Source organism: Mucilaginibacter sp. cycad4, assembly GCF_034263275.1.
In the GTDB taxonomy this organism is placed as follows: Bacteria; Bacteroidota; Bacteroidia; order Sphingobacteriales; family Sphingobacteriaceae; genus Mucilaginibacter.
In genome coordinates this window covers 4,112,511-4,131,639 of record NZ_CP139559.1, presented here as the reverse complement: position 1 = coordinate 4,131,639, position 19,129 = coordinate 4,112,511, and the positions used below count along the sequence as shown (strand labels likewise).

Annotated in this window: 19 protein-coding genes; 9 read left to right on the top strand and 10 right to left on the bottom strand. The window is 42.9% G+C overall.

The window, feature by feature from the left end; all coding sequences use genetic code 11:
- Positions 1–100 precede the first annotated feature (100 nt).
- Complete coding sequence (locus SNE26_RS16560) at positions 101–970, bottom strand: carbon-nitrogen hydrolase (RefSeq protein ID WP_321555044.1); 870 nt, start codon at positions 968–970, stop codon at positions 101–103.
- Positions 971–1,227: 257 nt separating this feature from the next.
- Between SNE26_RS16560 and SNE26_RS16555 the strand changes: the two genes are divergently transcribed.
- From SNE26_RS16555 to SNE26_RS16540, 4 genes are all read left to right on the top strand, one after another.
- Entirely contained in the window at positions 1,228–2,187 is a 960-nt protein-coding gene (locus SNE26_RS16555; RefSeq protein ID WP_321555043.1) for a lysylphosphatidylglycerol synthase transmembrane domain-containing protein, read from the top strand.
- Between the two features lie 100 nt (positions 2,188–2,287).
- Complete coding sequence (locus SNE26_RS16550; protein ID WP_321555042.1) at positions 2,288–4,069, top strand: aromatic amino acid hydroxylase; 1,782 nt, start codon at positions 2,288–2,290, stop codon at positions 4,067–4,069.
- 230 nt (positions 4,070–4,299) lie between these two features.
- Positions 4,300–5,004 (top strand): SDR family oxidoreductase, encoded by a 705-nt coding sequence (locus tag SNE26_RS16545; RefSeq protein WP_321555041.1) that lies wholly within the window; start codon positions 4,300–4,302, stop codon positions 5,002–5,004.
- A gap of 48 nt (positions 5,005–5,052) precedes the next feature.
- Complete coding sequence (locus SNE26_RS16540; protein WP_321555040.1) at positions 5,053–6,504, top strand: PAS domain S-box protein; 1,452 nt, start codon at positions 5,053–5,055, stop codon at positions 6,502–6,504.
- A 43-nt stretch (positions 6,505–6,547) separates the two neighbouring features.
- Here the strand turns inward: SNE26_RS16540 and SNE26_RS16535 are convergent, their stop codons facing one another.
- Together SNE26_RS16535 and SNE26_RS16530 are read right to left on the bottom strand one after the other, a co-directional pair.
- Positions 6,548–7,027: a hypothetical protein gene (locus SNE26_RS16535; RefSeq protein ID WP_321555039.1), complete on the bottom strand. Its 480-nt coding sequence runs from the start codon at positions 7,025–7,027 to the stop codon at positions 6,548–6,550.
- A 273-nt stretch (positions 7,028–7,300) separates the two neighbouring features.
- Positions 7,301–7,639, bottom strand: coding sequence for a single-stranded DNA-binding protein (locus SNE26_RS16530; RefSeq protein ID WP_321555038.1), 339 nt, complete (start codon positions 7,637–7,639; stop codon positions 7,301–7,303).
- 149 nt (positions 7,640–7,788) lie between these two features.
- Here SNE26_RS16530 and SNE26_RS16525 point away from each other — a divergent pair, with 149 nt between their 5' ends.
- The 5 genes from SNE26_RS16525 (at position 7,789) to SNE26_RS16505 (ending at position 12,241) form a co-directional block, all read left to right on the top strand.
- Positions 7,789–8,148 (top strand): hypothetical protein, encoded by a 360-nt coding sequence (locus tag SNE26_RS16525; protein ID WP_321555037.1) that lies wholly within the window; start codon positions 7,789–7,791, stop codon positions 8,146–8,148.
- 328 nt (positions 8,149–8,476) lie between these two features.
- Positions 8,477–10,033 (top strand): amino acid permease, encoded by a 1,557-nt coding sequence (locus tag SNE26_RS16520; protein ID WP_321555036.1) that lies wholly within the window; start codon positions 8,477–8,479, stop codon positions 10,031–10,033.
- A 97-nt stretch (positions 10,034–10,130) separates the two neighbouring features.
- Positions 10,131–11,294 carry an MFS transporter gene (locus tag SNE26_RS16515; protein ID WP_321555035.1) on the top strand — a complete coding sequence of 388 codons (1,164 nt, stop codon included), beginning with the start codon at positions 10,131–10,133 and terminating at the stop codon, positions 11,292–11,294.
- Between the two features lie 12 nt (positions 11,295–11,306).
- The gene (locus SNE26_RS16510) at positions 11,307–11,879 is read left to right on the top strand and encodes a MarC family protein (protein ID WP_321555034.1); all 573 of its coding nucleotides are present in this window, start codon (positions 11,307–11,309) and stop codon (positions 11,877–11,879) included.
- Positions 11,880–11,914: 35 nt separating this feature from the next.
- Positions 11,915–12,241, top strand: coding sequence for a hypothetical protein (locus SNE26_RS16505; protein WP_321555033.1), 327 nt, complete (start codon positions 11,915–11,917; stop codon positions 12,239–12,241).
- A gap of 286 nt (positions 12,242–12,527) precedes the next feature.
- On the opposite strand, the gene SNE26_RS16500 is transcribed toward SNE26_RS16505, so the two are convergent.
- The 7 genes from SNE26_RS16500 to SNE26_RS16470 all read right to left on the bottom strand — a co-directional run bounded on the left by SNE26_RS16500 (position 12,528) and on the right by SNE26_RS16470 (position 19,048).
- Positions 12,528–13,697, bottom strand: coding sequence for an RsmB/NOP family class I SAM-dependent RNA methyltransferase (locus SNE26_RS16500; protein ID WP_321555032.1), 1,170 nt, complete (start codon positions 13,695–13,697; stop codon positions 12,528–12,530).
- Positions 13,694–14,950 carry a hypothetical protein gene (locus SNE26_RS16495; RefSeq protein ID WP_321555031.1) on the bottom strand — a complete coding sequence of 419 codons (1,257 nt, stop codon included), beginning with the start codon at positions 14,948–14,950 and terminating at the stop codon, positions 13,694–13,696. Before SNE26_RS16495 ends, SNE26_RS16500 begins: the two co-directional genes overlap by 4 nt.
- On the bottom strand, positions 14,907–16,436 hold the full coding sequence (guaA, locus tag SNE26_RS16490) for a glutamine-hydrolyzing GMP synthase (RefSeq protein ID WP_321555030.1): 1,530 nt from the start codon (positions 16,434–16,436) through the stop codon (positions 14,907–14,909). The genes SNE26_RS16495 and guaA overlap by 44 nt, the downstream gene beginning before the upstream one ends.
- A gap of 275 nt (positions 16,437–16,711) precedes the next feature.
- Positions 16,712–17,680, bottom strand: coding sequence for an SRPBCC domain-containing protein (locus tag SNE26_RS16485; RefSeq protein WP_321555029.1), 969 nt, complete (start codon positions 17,678–17,680; stop codon positions 16,712–16,714).
- On the bottom strand, positions 17,677–17,997 hold the full coding sequence (locus SNE26_RS16480) for a helix-turn-helix transcriptional regulator (protein WP_091217982.1): 321 nt from the start codon (positions 17,995–17,997) through the stop codon (positions 17,677–17,679). Before SNE26_RS16480 ends, SNE26_RS16485 begins: the two co-directional genes overlap by 4 nt.
- Positions 17,998–18,138: 141 nt before the next feature.
- Positions 18,139–18,462 carry a hypothetical protein gene (locus tag SNE26_RS16475; RefSeq protein WP_321555028.1) on the bottom strand — a complete coding sequence of 108 codons (324 nt, stop codon included), beginning with the start codon at positions 18,460–18,462 and terminating at the stop codon, positions 18,139–18,141.
- A 31-nt stretch (positions 18,463–18,493) separates the two neighbouring features.
- Complete coding sequence (locus SNE26_RS16470) at positions 18,494–19,048, bottom strand: DUF1572 family protein (protein ID WP_321555027.1); 555 nt, start codon at positions 19,046–19,048, stop codon at positions 18,494–18,496.
- Positions 19,049–19,129 lie beyond the last annotated feature (81 nt).

Below are 19,129 nucleotides of genomic sequence, written 5' to 3'. Positions count from 1 at the left end.
TTGCGAGGTACGAAGCAATCCCCGATATGCAGAGCGACCTTGCATTGCCGACATGCCAATTGGGGATTGCTTCGTACCTCGCAATGACGCTTGTATTATTTTAGTCCTCGTCTAACAACCTTTTAGTTATCGGCTGATAGCTGTCTATCCTCCTGTCACGTAAAAACGGCCAGTGACTTCTGTAGTAATCAGACTTATCCAGATCCAATTCCTGTACTACAACCTCCTCATCATCATGTGATGTTTGATGAATGATTGCACCAAATGGACTGGCAAAGAATGATCCTCCCCAAAATTTTACGCCGGCTTCTTCACCTACACGGTTTACACTTACTACGTGCACGCCATTAGCTACCGCGTGCGAACGCTGGATGGTTTGCCATGCGTTGTATTGCTCAACGTTGGTAGCTTCGTCTTGTGTGGTAGCCCAGCCAATAGCGGTTGGGTAAAATAATATATCGGCACCCATTAAAGCGGTGATACGCGCTGCCTCAGGATACCATTGGTCCCAGCAGATCAATACACCTACCCGGGCAAATTTGGTATTAAATACTTTGTAGCCTAAATCACCAGGGGTGAAGTAAAATTTTTCGTAAAAGCCCGGATCATCAGGGATATGCATTTTGCGGTATTTGCCAAGATAGCTTCCGTCGGCATCCAAAACAGCGGTTGTATTGTGATAAACACCCTGGGCACGTTTCTCAAACAATGAAGCAATGATCACCACATTAAGTTCGGCAGCAACTTTTGAAAGCTCATCAGTTGATGGGCCGGGGATAGCTTCGGCCAGCTTAAAATTGTCGTAATCCTCAACATCGCAAAAGTAAAGCGAGGTAAAAAGTTCCTGTAAACAAACTATTTGCGCGCCTTTAGCCGCAGCTTCCCTTACTTTAACAATTGCCTTTTGCAGGTTCTGCTGTTTATCAGCAGTACAGGTCATTTGTACTAAACCAACGTTTACTTTACTCATGTCGATAAATTTGCCGCAAAAGTAATACTTTGTTATCAGGATTTCACCGATTTGATATTATCATTACACAGAGTTGAATATTTGATTACAATGGCATTGGTTTAATTATTTGAACCACGAATTTACCGGGAAAAAAATAACCCTGTAATAATTAACTGATTTACTGGTTTTAATGTTTGTGAAAACAAAATGAAGAAAAATTGTTAATTGACTATCCCGTACATCCAAATAAAAAAATAACATAGCTTTGCAGCCGAATGACACAAACAGAAGACATCATTGACGAAGGTGCCGAACATAAAACCTGGAAAGGTAAGCTTTGGGGCGTTATAAAAGTAATCCTTATCATAGTAGTAACCGGTGGTTTACTTTATTATGTATTCAGTAAGGTTCCGTTTGCGAAAATTAAATATCGCTTAGTTCATGCCGACCGCGCCTGGTTAACCGCCGCTATAGCCTGTTATGTTGGGTCGATGCTTTTTTCGTCATGGCGGCTATTAAGCTATTTTAAATCTATCGGTTTGCGGTTAGACTGGCGCTTTAACCTACGCCTGTATTTTCTTGGCTTGTGCTATAATGTGTTATTACCCGGCGGCATCGGCGGCGATGGTTACAAAATTTACCTGTTACATAAACGCTATCATTTACCTACAAAAAAAGTATTCTGGGCTATCCTGTTTGATAGGCTCAGTGGTTTTTGGGCCATAGGCGCCATTGTAGTGGGACTGATTATTTTAATCCCGAGTTTTCCCTATCACCTGGCCTGGCCGCTTGGTATAGTATCGGTTGGTTCTGTGATCTATTATTTTGTAGCCCGAAAGTTTTTTAAAGAATACACCCACAATTTTGTACAGGCACATTTAAAAGCCATAGGCGTACAAAGCATGCAATTGCTTACCATTGTTTGTTTATTGCTTGCACAGGATTTCAACGGTAAATTTGCTCCATATCTGCTGTCATTTCTTTTCTCATCCTTAGCGGCAGTTATTCCGTTTAGTTTGGGTGGTGGCGGTATTCGTGATGCGCTGTTCCTTACACTGGCCCGTCAGTTTAGTCTTGCTGAAGATATGGCGGTTTATCTAAGCTTTGGGTTCTACCTCATTTCAATTATTGTGGCGTTATTCGGTGTCTATTATGTATTGGCTCCAAAGCGGCTGGATGGCGGCCTTAAAAAAGGTGAAGAACCAAAATTGGAAAATCACCCAATAGAAGAATAATATTTCGTGTATGTTTTAGTTTCAGAATAATGAACTGAAATTTGTTTTCATGACAACCATCTGCTAAACTTGGCGTTATAATATAAACCGCCAGTTATTAATGAGCCATTTTAATGATTTTAATAATCCGCAGGTTGCGGCATTGCCCGGTCATTTAAAACAATTTATAGTCGACCAGCATTACGAACACTATACGCCTATCGACCATGCAGTGTGGCGCTACGTTATGCGTCAGAATTACAGCTACCTTAAGGATGTAGCCTATTACCCGTACATCCCCGGTTTGCAAAAAGCAGGTTTAACTATTGAACATATTCCCAATTTACAGGAGATGAACAACGCCCTCGGCAAAATTGGCTGGGGAGCGGTTACGGTTGATGGCTTTATTCCGCCGGCTGCCTTTATGGAGTACCAGGCTTACCGGGTACTGGTTATAGCGGCCGACATTCGCCAGTTAAAACATATTGAATATACCCCGGCGCCCGATATCATTCATGAATCGGCGGGGCACGCGCCAATTATTGCCGATAAGGATTATCATGAGTATCTGAGTTATTTTGGGTCGATAGGAGCTAAAGCCATGTTTTCGGCGCAGGATTTTGAGCTTTATGAGGCTATCCGGGCTTTATCTATATTAAAGGAAATGCCTGATGCCGATGAACAGGAAATTGTCAAAGCAGAAGAGCTGGTAACTTATTGCCAGGAAAACATGGGGGAACCTTCGGAAATGGCCCTGCTGAGCCGCCTGCACTGGTGGACAGTAGAGTATGGCCTGATCGGAACACTGGAGCAACCAAAGATTTACGGTGCAGGCCTGCTTTCGTCAATCGGCGAAAGTTCAACCTGTATGAATAAAGATGTTCAAAAGCTATGGTATACTATTGATGCGGTTAAATACCCCTATGATATTACCAAACCGCAACCGCAACTTTTTGTAACCCCGGATTTTCAAAACCTGATCAACGTGCTTGAAGAGTTTGCCAATACCATGGCTTTCAGAAAAGGTAGTGCTTATGGATTGAAAAAGGCTGTTGAAAGTAGAAATACCTGTACCGCTGTTTACAGTTCGGGCTTGCAGGTTTCGGGTAACATTACCGATTTTAAGACAGATGCAGGCGGCAAACCTTATTTTATTAAAACCACCGGCCCCACCGCGCTGGCCCTGAACAATAAACAGTTAAAAGGCCATAGTAAAGATTATCATAAAGATGGTTTCAGCTCGCCGGTTGGTAAATTGAAGGGCCATCACGATACAGCTTTGGAGGATTTTTCGGATGATGATCTGAAAGCAGCGGGTATAATAAAAGGGCACGGAACCGAACTACATTTTGAAAGCGGGGTCATCGTAAAAGGTATTGTTAAAAATGTTCTTTCGGAGGATGGTAAAATCTGCCTGATCACTTTTGATAACGTAACCGTTACAGATGAAAATGGAACGGTGTTGTTTGATCCGGCCTGGGGCGTTTATGACATGGCTGTTGGCGAAGAGATCATTTCGGTATTTTGCGGCGCGGCCGACAGGGAAGCTTATGAAACCATTGTTTATAAATCCAAAACAGAAACGCACCACGCCCGGCATGATCATAAAACCAAAGAACTGCATAAGCTTTACCAGCAGGTACGCAATTGCCGCATAAACCATGGTGATTATGGCTTTTTAGGCAATGTATGGCAGCAACTGCAAAAAGACCATCATGACGACTGGCTTTGTGCCCTGGAGATACTGGAAATGCTTGACCACGAAAGTGTAGAGCCTGCGTTAGCCGCCGAGATCAAACACTTTCTTGAGCAAAAGGGCCGCAACGAGCCGGAATATGGTAAGCTCATCAGCGATGGTTTTTACCTGATCAAGCACCCGGTTGAGCAAAAATTGGTAGTTTAGCGTTTATTGAGTAATTTCTGCAATAAGCTTTTTATCGAAAATTGTTAGTTTAGCAATTGGTTTATCATCTCAAGGATGCTAAAATTACTCGTCATTGCGAGGCACGGAGCAATCCCAAACTTTACAGGGCCGCTCTGCTAATCGGGATTGCTTCGTACCTCGCAATGACGCTGGAGAAAATGGAATCAATTAAACAACAATTATTCCCCCTTTAGGGGGATAGGGGGCATATGAACATCATAATAACCGGCGCCAGTAGCGGCGTAGGCTTCGAAGCCGTAATTGAACTGATACTTTCGGGCAGCCATAAGGTGATAGCACTGGCCCGCTCACAGGAGAAACTGGAACGTTTGCTGGAGATAGCTCACGGGTTAAATCCCGACTGCCAGTTGTTTGCCTTAAAATTTGACATTGTGCATGACGATTATGAAGGCCTGCAGCAGTTTATAGCATCGCATTTTGATAACCGGGTTGATGTTTTGATCAATAATGCGGGGGTACTTATCAATAAACCTTTTATGGAGTTGCTCGAATCGGATTTTGTGGAAATGCTGCAAAGCAATTTTATTGGCCATGTGCGCGCTATCCGGGCCCTGGTACCTTTGATGCCTGCCGGTTCGCATATTCTTAATATTGGCAGCATGGGTGGTTTCCAGGGCAGTGCCAAGTTTCCGGGATTGTCGGCCTATTCGTCAAGTAAAGCGGCTTTGCATACTTTAACCGAATGCATGGCCCAGGAATTGACCGAACAAGGCGTAAAAGTAAACTGCCTGGCTTTAGGATCGGCACAAACTGAGATGCTGGAGCAGGCTTTTCCGGGTTACCAATCGCCGGTAATGGCGTTTGAAATGGGTAAGTACATCGCCGACTTTGCTTTAACCGGGAGTAAATTTTTTAATGGGAAAATAATACCCGTGGCTGCAAGTACTCCCTGAAATATTAGATAATATTGCAAACATTTTTATAACTTAGTTATTATAAATATGTTATGCCTGTTGCGTATGGACACAAGGTTTACGTCACTCTTTACTCATTCAAAAGATATTTTTTTTGTCATGGATATGAATGGCGTGATCCTGCATACTAACCACGCTTTTCGTAATACCCTTAACTATAGCGAGGAGGAATTAACGGGTATAAATATTGCAGCTATATGCCATCCGGCAGATAAAGAACGCCAGGCAGAATCACAGGGCAGCCTTTTGCTTAATAAAAAATTAGTTGGCTATCAAAGCCGTATTAAAGCAAAAGACGGGTGTTACTTTAGCATTATCTGGTCGGTGATATTGAATGAGGATGATGGCCTGATTTATTCGAGCGGTAATACACTGGCCGGTATGATTGGCCAATCGGGAGATGATATTGTTCAGCATACCATTCAAAGCCTTAATGAAGGTTTTATTGTACTTGATGCCAACTGGAATATAATTTCCTTTAACCCGGCCTTCCAGGCTATGACTAACCTTAGCTTAACCGAACTTGATCAGGCCAATTTTATGGAGATTAAAAGCCTTGGTTTAACTGAAAGGGTAGAGAACGAGTTTCAACTTTCGTTAACCTGCAAAAAGTCAACACAAGTACAATATTTAAATGCATATTCAAACAGCTGGCTTCGTATTAATATATACCCATATCAGGACCATCTGGCTGTTTTTGTACGTGATATAACGGAAATAAAAATGCAGGAATGGGTACTGGAGCTTGAAAAGAGGGTGCTGGAGTTAAATGCCGCATCGCAATATACACTGGCACAATCTGCAGGCGAACTGCTTATGGGAATTGAAAGGATCTTCCCGGATATGATCTGTTCTGTTTTGGAAGTTGATGATGCGCAGGAAAAATTGCATACGCTTGCCAGTCCGCGACTACCGCAGGCGTACAGCGATCAGTTGGAAGGCTTATCAATAGGGCCAAATGTAGGATCGTGTGGAACGTCGGCATTTCACCGTAGGCAGGTCATTGTAAGTGATATTGAAAATGATCTCCTTTGGAGTGATTATGTGGGGCTTGTTAAACCCTACGGCCTTAAGGCTTGCTGGTCATCGCCGGTAATGAGTTCAAAAAACACCAAAGTTTTGGCCGTGTTTGGTATTTATTATCATACAGTACGTGAGCCAAATGAGGATGAGCTGAGTATTATTGAGCGTACTGTGAACATTCTGAGGGTACTGATAGAAAGTAAAAAGACCGAAGATAATATACGTGAACAAAACCACAGGCTGCAAACCATAGCCAATATCAGCTCGCACGAATTGCGCAAACCTGTTGCTACTATCCTGGGTTTGGTTAATTTGTTTGATAACGAAGATCTTCAAAACCCGCTCAATAAAGAGATCATCGGCCATATTGATACAACATCGCAGCAACTTGACGGGGTTATTCATTCCATTGTTGAAAGAACCGCATATATCAGGGCTTTTGGGCCTGATGCGTAGGCTGACAGCCGAGAGAAATACCCCAATACTCCCTTAATTGCCATCATTCGTTTTCATCGTAAATACGCATGTAGTTTGCAAATTCTGTATCTTGTAAAGATCTTTCAATTACAGTTTTAGCTAAATTGAAATCTATTACGAAACAACAGACTTCCATTGTACCACTACCAATACTACCACCATCGCAATGCCCGAGGCCTGTCCATCCTAAAATCTCATCCATTTTATTTTGAAGCCTTGTCCTTTTTTCCACATCCAGAGGCGTTCCCATACCCTCAATCACGTATTCGATCAAAAGAGTATAGTGATCATCTATATTGATTTGTTTGTACCCTTCTTCTATTTTTTTATTTATGATCGTTTGAATTTTTCTGCGAAAGTTTGATAATAGGCTTGACCGGACTTCTCCGCTTTGCCCTTTCTCGCCTGCGATTCCCCAATGAATCAAACCTGTTTTATCATCTTTGTCCCAGGTTTCCCAATAGTTTATAATTCCGGCATCTTTTCTATATAACTTTAACATGTACTCAAGCTTTAAATGTTTAAGGGGACCATTACTAAGATACTTTTTCTCCGGTTATTCGCAGCTATCAAAAATATATGATGATAAATCAAGATGATTATATAAAATTTAGATATAAAATCGCCATCTATCGTTGTTTTGATTTATCATTAATATTTTGACTAACTGCTATTTGGTCATTTGTTGTTCCTCCCTCGGCGATACCTGAGCTCTTGTATCCACTGACCTTACCCGCCAATTACCAACAGCTTTAGGACTGTCACCATCTGCTCTTCAGCCTTTAGCACCAACCTTCAAAAACTCGTTAACCACTATTTCAGATACGTAGCGTTTAATACCATCCTTGTCGGTATAGTTGCGATTAGATAATTTACCTTCAACTGCTACTTCATCGCCTTTTTTTAGCAGATCTTCGGCAAGTTTGGCTTGTGTGCCCCAGAAAATTAGGTTATGCCATTGGGTATCGGTTATTTTTTCGCCTTTGTCGTTTTTATAGCTTTCGTTAGTGGCAATGGAGAGGCGTACCATTTTTTTATTACTCTCGAATACTTTTACTTCAGGATCCATACCTAAGTTGCCTACCAGGCGCACACTGTTTCTTAATGAGTTCATCGTTTTAATATTTACTGTTTTATGTTGTTTGAATTAACGATACAAAGGTGGGGGAGGGCGAAACGATTACCCGGATATTAATCGTTTATAGTCGATAGTATCCGCTTGTAAGCGTTTGCAAACGGATAAATTATCGCTATCTTTATACAATGAGCGAGGAAAGACTATGTTTAGATTGTGGTACGCCATTACAGGGGCGTGCCGATAAAAAGTTTTGTAACGACCTGTGCCGTAATAATTACAATAATCAGCTCAATAGTAACAGTTACAACCTGGTGCGCAATATCAACAATATCCTGCGCCGCAACCGCCGTGTATTAGAAGAGTTGAACCCGACCGGCAAAACCAAAACAACCCGTAAAAAACTTACTGCAAAAGGTTTTGATTTCGATTATATCACCAGCATTTATCAAACCAAAACCGGGTCGACCTATTTTTTTAATTATGAGTACGGCTACCTGTTATTAGATAATGATGAAGTACTGCTGGTAAAGCGGGAAGGGGAGTAACGGTTGGCAATTTTTAGTAGCAGCAGGCAGTGGCAGTTTGTTGTGGACAGTTACAAAAGCCGTTTTGAGCAGAGTAAAGAGCCAACTTTGGCAGGGATTTGCGGCAGAAATAAAAAATCATCCATGAACTCTGCATCATGAAATCTTTTAATCCTCTGAATCACGGTTCAAGTCTGAATCTCTATAGATTTAATAGCATTTAACAGTTTAATATTTTGATAATTAATACTTAACTGTTGTTTCATTCGGCTCTTTATGTTTTCAATAAATTTAAGTACGTTTGGGGAAATGTAAATTTTTAATTTTTGACTGATCTTACTAATTTAAAATGAAATTATTTATTAAGAAACCGATTGCTCAACTAATGGCTGCTTCGGCAGAGACGGAGAAATCGCTCAAGAGAACCTTAGGCGTTGGCTCACTTATAGCACTCGGTATCGGCGCTATTATCGGTGCCGGTATTTTTGTTCGTACGGCAGCTGCGGCAGGTGAACATGCCGGTCCTGCGGTTACCATCTCATTCCTTATAGCTGCCGCCGGTTGCGCCCTGGCTGGCTTATGTTATGCAGAATTTGCCAGTATGATCCCTATCGCAGGATCTGCTTACACCTACTCTTACGCTACCATGGGCGAGTTTATTGCGTGGATCATTGGCTGGGATTTAGTACTTGAATATGCACTTGGCGCCGCTACGGTTGCTATTGGCTGGTCGCAGTATTTTAACGAGTTTTTAACCACTTTCTTTAATGTGCATATACCATACGCGTGGTCGCACTCGTTTATGGAAGTTTCAAATACCAGCGCAGGCATGTACGCAGCGGAATTTGGGACAAGAGGTATCGTTAACCTTCCGGCTATCCTGATCCTGTTCCTGTTAACCCTGTTGTTGATCCGTGGTACAGCCGAATCGGCAGTTGTAAACAACATCATTGTGGTTGTAAAAGTTGCCATTGTATTAATGATCATTGGTTTAGGCTGGCACTTTATTAACCCCGCTTTCCACACACCTTATACCATCCCCGCCGATGCCGGTAAAATTAAAGTTAGTGCAGGCGTAGTTGATTATGCCGACACCTTTAACCACGGCTGGCTCGGGGTATTACGCGGCGCAAGTGTTGTGTTTTTTGCTTTTATTGGTTTTGATGCTGTTTCAACAGCTGCGCAGGAAGCTAAAAATCCACAGAGAGATATGCCAAAAGGTATTTTGATATCATTGGTTTTTTGTACAGCACTTTATATCCTGTTTTCGCACGTGTTAACAGGTTTGGTATCATATAAAGATTTCCTTATCCAGGGTAAAGAGGCTTCGGTAAGCTATGCTATCAAAACCGCTATGCCTGGTTATGGTTGGTTGGCTTCATTTGTTACTGTATCGATACTTGCAGGCTTCTCTTCGGTGATCCTGGTGATGCTGATGGGCCAAACCCGTGTGTTTTATACCATGAGTACCGACGGTTTGATCCCTAAAGTATTCTCAAAGCTGCACCCTAAGTTCCGTACCCCTTACAAATCGCAATGGTTATTCTTTGTATTTGTATCGTTGTTTGCAGGTTTTATTCCTGATAAATATGTAGGCGATATGGTGAGTATAGGTACGCTGTTTGCTTTTGTGCTTGTATGTATTGGTATCTTTATCCTAAGGAAAACCGATCCGAACATTGAACGTCCGTTCAAAACTCCGGCTTATATGATAGTTTGCCCTCTTGGAGCCATCATTTGCCTGTGTATGATCGCCAGCGAAGGCTGGGAAAACTGGGCAAGGCTTATTGTTTGGTTATTGGTAGGTTTTGCAGTTTACTTTGGCTATAGTATCAAACGTTCGCACGTAAGGCATGGTAAGGTTGAAGGAGCCGTTAATCCTATCAATCCTAAATTTGTTGAATAGTAAAACAATGTTATCATAAACAAAAAAGGTTCTGAATTTTCAGAACCTTTTTTGTTACATTCCCTTTTTTATACTATCAAACCAATAAAACCGCTTCATGAAGGGCGATAAAAACCTGTGGGTATTAGTATTTGTGTGTATCATTAACTCCCTGGGGTTTGGCATTATTGTACCAATACTTTACTCATACGGTAGAACCTTTGGCGTTACCGGCGAAACGCTGGGGATCCTTACTGCCTCATTTTCAGTAGCCCAGTTTTTTGCCACACCGGTGCTGGGTTCCCTGTCTGATAAATGGGGGCGGAAGCCTTTGCTGGTGATCAGCCTGGCGGGTACCTGTATCTCCTTTATCCTTTTCGCCGAAGCCCGCAGCATGATCATGCTTTTTGCCGCGCGTATTTTGGATGGCCTTACAGGAGGCAATGTATCCGTGGCGCAGGCTATGGTATCAGATACAGCAAGGCAGGATAACAGGGCCAGGAGATTTGGTATATTAAGTTCGGCATTTGGGTTTGGCTTTGTGATTGGGCCGGCCATTGGAGGTTGCCTGAACAGGTATGGCATGCAGGTGCCTTTCTATTTTGCAGCGGGTATCTCGCTGATCGGTACGCTTTGCAGCTTGTTCTTCCTGAAGGAAACCAATCCGCCCGATAAAACAAAGAAAGATTCAGAAAAAACTAAATTTTCGTTTATCGCATTGGTTACCACGCTCAAACGACCGGTTATCGGCACAGCTGTGTTCACCGGTTTCATGCTTACTATGGCACAGTTTACCATGATCATCGGTTTTCAAACCTTTACTGTTGATATATTGAAGATCAATCCTACACAGATCGGTATTCTGTATGCAGGTTTTGGTGTAAGCGGCATCATTATGCAGCTTTGTGTTCCACTGTTCACCAGGTGGTTTTCATCCAAATCAATGATCCTGCTGCTTTCAACATTTCTTTGCCTGGCAGCAATGTTTATAACGGGGCTTACCAATCATTTTATTCCTTTTGTTGCCGGCATCTGCAGTTATGGTTTATTTAACGGCTTGCGTAACCCAATGCTTAATGCGATAATTGCCGATCAGATTGATCATAAAGAGCAGGGCAAAATATTGGGGATCAACCAGTCGTACGCGTCGATTGGGCAAACCCTCGGGCCTGTTACGGCCGGCTTTGCAGCTTTGCTATCGGTACATGCTATTTTCTTCTTATCTTCATGCTATATTTTTGCAGCCTTTTTGCTAAGTTTCCGTTTAAAGAAAAAAGAATAAATCCTACGCACCATGCCGCACCCGTTTATAATTAAAGAGATCATTTCGGTTACGATGATCCTTTTTGCTATTATTGATATTTTGGGCGCCATACCGGTAATTATTCAGCTCAGGCAGCGTGTAGGCCATATTGAATCGGAAAAGGCAAGTATAGCCGTGCTTGTGCTTATGGTGACGTTCCTTTTTATCGGGGATGAGTTGCTGGCGGTAATTGGGTTGGATATTTCTTCATTTGCCATTGCAGGCTCCCTGGTAATTTTCATCATAGCCATGGAAATGATATTGGGCGTCGATTTTTTTAAAGAAGAATTGCCGCAGGCAGCGTCCATTGTGCCGCTGGCTTTTCCGCTTATAGCGGGGGCCGGAACCATGACCACGCTGCTCTCCCTTAAATCGCAATATCAAACCCAAAATATCCTTGTGGGCATTGTTTTAAATACCCTCGTGGTATATCTCGTACTTAAAAATGTAAAGTGGCTGGAAAGGCTGCTTGGGCCGATAGGGTTGAGCGTGCTTCGTAAAGCATTCGGGATTATTTTGCTTGCAATTGCGATAAAGCTGTTCAGGAGTAATACACATTTGTAGCCCCCTGATTTGTTTGAATATTTTAACCTAAACCAATGGACGAAGAACTAAAAAGGAAAGCTTACCTGCAAGCTTCAAGATTAAAAAACGAAGGACTTGATAATGAGATCATTTATGCCCGGCTCGAAAAGCAGGGCATTCCTGCTGATTTGATAAAGCAAGTATTAACGAATTTGACTGTTCAAAAAATAATTGATGTTAATGACGCGCAAAAACCATTCTTTAATTTAGCGTTATTAAAAATAGGAATCGGTGTTTTTTTAGCTATTGTTTCAATGGTTATTTTACCGGGACAAGTTATTTTACCTATTGGCTTAATTGCAGGAGGAATTATTACAGCGGTGGTAAAAAGACCAAGATAAGATTCTATGAGAGGAGCTTGCGGAGGCACAAGTCAACCTCCACGATATCCTCTACTCAAGACTTGCGCCAAAGGGGGGAAGGGGGAGCTTGTCGGGTGGAAATTATTACCCCACTTGGGCAGTCGCTTGGCTCCAGCCGAGTGACTATTATTCCCAGGCCTCTGGCCTGTGCACTTAAAATGACTTAGCAAACCGGCGGCGGGACGCCGCGTAATAGTGGTCACCCGGCTGGAGCCGAGCGACGGCGTCGGAATATAATTTGTAGTATCTACTGCAAACTCCCCCTTCAGAGGGCCGGGGGGCTCAACCTCGCCACAAACATAGTATCCGCCTTACGCTCATAGCCTTTTAAAACCGCTTTTTCTTCAAGCTTTAAACCGAGGTCGTTTACCAAATAGTCAACTACATCTTCATTCTCGCCTTTAAAGGCAGAGCAGGTAATATAGATGAGTGGCTTACCGGGTTTAAGATATTTTACCACGTTTTGGGCAATGCTTTTTTGAAGCTTCTGAAAAAACTCAATTTTGTGCACATCAAACTGGGCTATCATTTCGGGAGTGCGGCCCCAAGTACCTGAGCCGCTGCAGGGGGCATCAAGGATGATCCCGTCGAAAGCATAATCATGCATCACCGAATCGATGTTTTGGGTAAGATCCAGGGCTTTTTTCTGATATTTAGTCAATCCGGCTAATTGAAAGCGCTCATCAAGGTTGGCGAGGATGGATTCGCGGATATCGGATACTACCAGTTTAATATTGGGTTCATCTTCATGCAGCAATAACGATTTACCTCCCGATGCCGCGCAGGCATCCCACCAGTTATCCCAGCGCTGGGGCTTAAAATAATTGCCGGTTTGCTGTGATGAATAATCCTGCACCTCGAACCAATGTTGTTTAGGGAATATAGTTTCGAGACGTGTACCGTTAGGAAGAGAATAACAGCCGTTGCCCTCATCCTTAAAAACAACCTGAGCCTTGGTTAGTTCGGCTTTCACCAAATGGTCGTAACCGTTGCGCACCCGGATAAACAGATCGGGCTGGCAGAAAAAAGATTTCAGAAAAGCTTCCTTATTAATCCCTTCTGAAAGCTGGCTGCTCCATGGAAAAACATCTTCCAGTTTAAAATCAGGATAGGTAGTTTTTACGAGCGCGAGTTTATCATCATCATTAAAACCTACACATACAGCCCACTCGGGTTTGAAGTGTTGCAGGTAGGAGTTGGTTTGGGTATTACATAGAAATTCGGCAACCAGCAACCGCTCATCTTCAGGTAAGTTTGGCAGTGCCCTGCCCAGGCGAAAATAATTGTACACCAGTCGGTTGGCCACCCGCCTGTCGGTTGAGCCCATTTGTTTGTTTTGCCGGTAAAAGCCGGGTAAAAATTTACTTAGTGGCGTATCGGCAGGGTATTCATCCAAAATTCGCTGAAACGTTTTAAGCTGATTTATAGCCTTCATTCTACCTGTTTTAGCTCAAAGTTAGTGTACATTAATATATTTACGTGGGTATTTATCCAGCCCTGTCCCGGCTTTTTTATAAAATGAAAGCTGTTATGCAGGCCGGTAAAATCGGTTTCGTTAAGTAAGGATAAACCTTTGTCGGCAAAAAGCTGCCTGCCAAAATATAACCCTTCATCAAAACCTTTAATGGCGTATTCGGTCGGTTCAACGTGATATGCCCGCCTATAGTTACGTAAAAATGTTATTGTTGCCCCTGCTTTGTAATTTATTTTTTCGGTGGAGGTGATATGCGTGTTCAGGCGCTGTAAAAGTTGTGGTTTCAGGAAGCTGAATTTGTCCCAGCTTGGGTGCCCAAACACCATAACCGGGTAATGTTTGTTCAGCGTATCTAACGATCGGAGGGTTACACCCAAAAAGGCCTGATCGGTAGCGGGGATCACAAACACATTTTTTTCTGTTTTTGACAGTTGCGGAAGCAAGCTGCTGAGTTTTCCGCGTATCACATATACATTGGTAACCTTTACCTTTTTTTTGCTTAAGCTATCTATGGCTTTTTTAAAATTAACGGCGTAATCGTTTTCCTGGTTAAAGCCGGAGCGCAAAATGAAGATCTTTTTGGGCTTAACGGTTCTGTTAATGTATTCGGCAGCACCCCAGGCATGATATTCCAACGGCGGGATAACAGTAATTAAATTTTTGCTATTGATGGTAGCTGGATTAGCCGGCGACAAAGGCGACAAAATTGGCCCCTTTGAATAGGATAGCGCACCGGAAAACGCCTTCACCCCATCCGGAAAAACAGGGCCGACTATCAAATCGCTTGAACGGACAAACGCATTTAAAGCCAGGTCATGTGCCTGCATAGCCTCATCTCTTGAGTCAAAGATCTGCAGCTTATAATTATTTCCGTAAGCGGTAAGCGAATCAAGGGCAAGCTTAAATCCCTGGTAATATTCAACAGCGATATTAGCCTGGCTCAATTGTATAGGGCTATATTTTTGAGCCGGATTTAAATGTTCAAGATTCAAAGGCAGGATCATGGCTATATTAGCCACCTTTTGTTCCGAGGCCTTTTCTGATGGTTTTTCGTTTGTATTGCCGGGCTTTTTTTCGGTATCAGTCGGTTTTTTTACGGTAGTTGCTACCGGCCGCGTTTTTGGTGAACACGCGGCCAGCAGCAAGGCTATGCAAAAAAACGGTAACCACTTATTCCCACTCAATGGTGGCCGGTGGTTTTGAACTGATATCATATACTACCCGGTTAATTCCTTTTACGTTGTTGATGATCTCGTTGCTGATCTTAGCCAGCAAATCGTACGGTAAATGGCACCAGTCGGCGGTCATCCCGTCAACCGATTCAACGGCACGGAGGCAGATCACGTTTTCGTAAGTACGTTCATCGCCCATTACACCTACCGATTGTACCGGTAAAAATATGGAACCGGCCTGCCAAACTTTATCGTAAACCCCGGCGGCACGTAAATTGTTTATATAAATTGCATCGGCTTCCTGTAATATCGCCACTTTTTCAGGTGTGATGTCGCCCAGGATCCTGATAGCCAGGCCTGGGCCCGGGAATGGGTGGCGACCTAAAATATTAGGATCGATACCTAAAGCTTTACCTACTTTCCTTACCTCGTCTTTAAACAAAGTGTTAAGCGGCTCCACAACTTTAAGTTTCATAAAATCGGGCAAACCGCCTACGTTATGGTGCGATTTGATGGTGGCTGAAGGGCCTTTAACTGATACCGATTCGATAACATCCGGATAGATTGTGCCCTGGCCCAACCATTTCACATCCTGTACCTCATGGGCGGCATCGTCAAATACTTCGATGAACACACGGCCGATAGCCTTACGTTTCTTTTCAGGATCGGTTAAGCCGGCAAGTGCGTCATAAAAACGTTGTTTGGCGTCGATGCCTTTTATGTTTAAGCCCATGTGTTGATATGAATCAAGCACCTGCTCAAACTCATCTTTACGCAAAAGGCCGTTATCAACAAATATACAGTGCAGGTTTTTGCCGATAGCATGATGCAGCAATACCGCGGCAACCGACGAATCAACGCCGCCTGATAAGCCAAGCACTACTTTATCATCGCCCAGCTTCTCGCGAAGAGCGGCAACTGTGGTTTCGATGAATGAATCTGGTGTCCAGTCTTGTCTACATCCGCAGATATCAACCAAAAAGTTTTGCAGCAATTGCTTGCCGTCAATACTATGGGTAACCTCGGGGTGGAACTGGATGCCGTAAGTTTGGGTGCCGGTTACCTGGTAAGCAGCAACTTTAACGCTGTCGGTACTGGCTATTACCTCAAAGTTATCGCCGATGGTTGCAATGGTATCGCCGTGCGACATCCACACCTGTGATCCACCGGGAACGTCCTTAAACAGTGGATTATCTTTTTTGATATATTCCAAATTGGCGCGACCGTATTCGCGTGTGCTTGATGGCAATACTTCGCCGCCATGAAAATGGGCAACGTATTGAGCTCCATAGCAAACACCTAAAATAGGGCGGGTGGTGTGAAATTTTTCAAACTCGAAATGAGGCGCGTCTTCCTGCCTTACAGAATAAGGGCTGCCGGAAAGGATGATACCTTTTACAGTGCTGTCAATTTCGGGATAATGATTGAAGGGGTGGATCTCACAATAAATATTGAGCTCCCTGACGCGGCGCGCTATAAGTTGGGTGAATTGCGAGCCAAAGTCAAGAATGAGGATTTTTTCTTGCATGGGCAAAGATAGGATTTTGATATGAGATGTGAGATATGAGATTTGAGAAATTGTCTGAACCCGAATTTATTGAATTAAGTAATTGACAGAATGCCATGCAAATTCAATAAATATAACTTGCGCTCATCTGTGATGGGTGTTTAATATGGTTTAGCATTTGTAATGCGAGTCGCGATGCAATCGCTAAGTCACGTTAAGTGCTCGTTGCAAACGAGCGCAAGGTTAAATCCGTAAATTAAATCCTATTAATCCAAAAAATCCCCCCAAATCCTGGTTCAGACATTCTGATAATTCAGCATCCAGTTAATTCCATACTTATCAGTAAGCTCTGCGAAATAGGCTCCAAAAAACATATCGCTCAAGGGCATACTCACCTTACCTCCGGCCGAAAGTTCATTGAATAAACGTTCAGTTTCTTCACGGCTTTCGGGCTCAACGTTAATGTGCATATTGTTACCAGTTAGTAATTTGAAACCCATGCTTTCCGGCGCATCGGTAGCCATCAGCACGTGGCCTCCCATAATGGTGAGCTCGGCATGGATGATCAGCTTTTTATCTGCCTTGCTCATTGGTGGCATTTCGGCAGGCAATTCTATGTCTTCAAAACGTGTAAGTTTTTTACCGGTAAACTCGCCTTTAAAAACATCCTTATAAAAGTTGAAAGCTTCTTCGGTATTGCCCGGGAAATTTAAGTAAGTGGTAACCCTTGCCGCGTTGTTGGGCTTCAGGTCTTTCCTGATCTTGAAAGCGGTACTCAGGTAATGATCGAGGTTGCTTAAGCCGGCATTGAAGCCTTCCTGGAAGCCCATGCCAACAATGGTTTGCATGTCTTCCAGTTTATCAAAATATATATCGATATTAACGGTAGTATGCTCGCCCTCGCCGGTAAAGTTCTTCTCCCAGTTCATGACGGGGAAATTTGTATTTGTTACAGCATTTTCATCACAAAAGGAAACCGCATTGGCAATTTTTTGCGGAACTACAATTGTTTTGTACTCTTCCTTGCACCATGTGGGATGTTCAGTATGCTCCGGGCCAACCATCTGGTACAGCCAGTAACCGCCCTCCCTGAAATCCATGGTTTTGGTTTCGGCGCGATATGGTTTTGGTGCCCACCACTGGTCAAGGATCTCGCTTTCGGTCCATGCCTGCCATACTAAATTGAGTGGCGCGTCAAAAGTTCTTATCACATTAAGCTTTTTGTTTTGTAGGTCTTTGGTAAATACGGCTTCGTTGTTTGTCATGACTGTTTGTTTTTTAGGTTTTGTAATACGTTATCTAACTGGCTAAAACGGGTTTCCCACAAGGCGCGGAACTGGTCCATCCAAACATCCACTTCTTTCATTTTTTGAGCGTTAAAATGATAATAAATTTCGCGGCCGGTTTGTTTCTGGCTAACCAGCTGGCATTCGCTCAGGATCTGGATATGTTTGGATACAGCTTGCCTGCTGCTTTGAAAATGTTCGGCAATGGCATTGGGTGTCATGGCCTGCAAAGCCAGCAGACTGATAATAGCCCTGCGGGTAGGATCGGCAATGGCCTGAAATACATCTCTTCTCATAAAATCTTTTTTGCAACCGTTTAATTGCAAATATAAATGCAATTAAACGGTTGCAAAAATTTATTCGAAAAAAATTTTTAAAATTGGAATTTCAGGGCTTGAAACGTTGGGATCGATTTCCCTGGAAAACTAATTTGTATTTTAACTTTTGTCCCCGTGAAAATACTCATATGCAAATCCCTCAATTTGTCCCGAGCCGGTTAATTCGTTCTTGTTCTGATCGAAAAGCTTATACAGTTGTTGAACGCCGCCAATATTTGCTGCTCCGTCAATACCTAATAAAAAAGTGTAATATGTATCGGTGAGGACTGTATCTATAATTTCCCGAAGTATGGTGATTCCTTTTTCATCCGGGTCGAGCTGGTTTATAAGGCTTGAGACGTAGGTGTCTTGGTTATTCAAGTAATTGGCAAATTGATCTTGCTTATTAGTATGGAATATTTTAACAAATTCTTCTGGAGTCATAAGTAAGTTTGGTTAATTCTGAAGGGTCGGATTATTCCTCATCCGTAAAATGCGCTTTCCGTTTCTCTTTGGCAAACTTATCAGCATTGTAATTTTCAGATTGCCCCCTGGGGATAGATAATGAATGCCAGTTTTCATTGCAAAGCATCTTGCCTAAAAAAACGATCTGGCCAACGTGATAGGGATAATGGGCCAGCTGCCGGTTAATGGCTTCCATAACGGTATGGCCCTGGTTGCGGATATAGATGATCTTGTCAAGGTCATCGGCAGTTAGTTTATCAAGCGTATCAAAAAGGCACTTCCATCCCTGCTCCCAGGTTTCTGTAATTGTTTGGCGGGTAGGGGTAAAAGGGGTAAATTCAGCTTCCCGGTTACGGGTGGGTTTTTCACCATCGGTAGTAAAAATATCAGTCCACCTGGAAATCATGTTGCCTGCCATGTGGTTCACAATCATAACTACACTGTTTGATTCGGGGTTATATTGCCAATGTAATTGCTGGTCGGTAAGCTGTTCAAACGTTTTTTCGCCAAGGGATTTGTAATAAGCAAACTGCTTTTTTACGCTGGTTAAATAGTCGTTTTCCATAAGTTAAAGTTAGGGGCCAAAGATTTAATAAACAACAAAAAAGGCATCCTGATGGATGCCTCAAATATTTTAAACGAACAA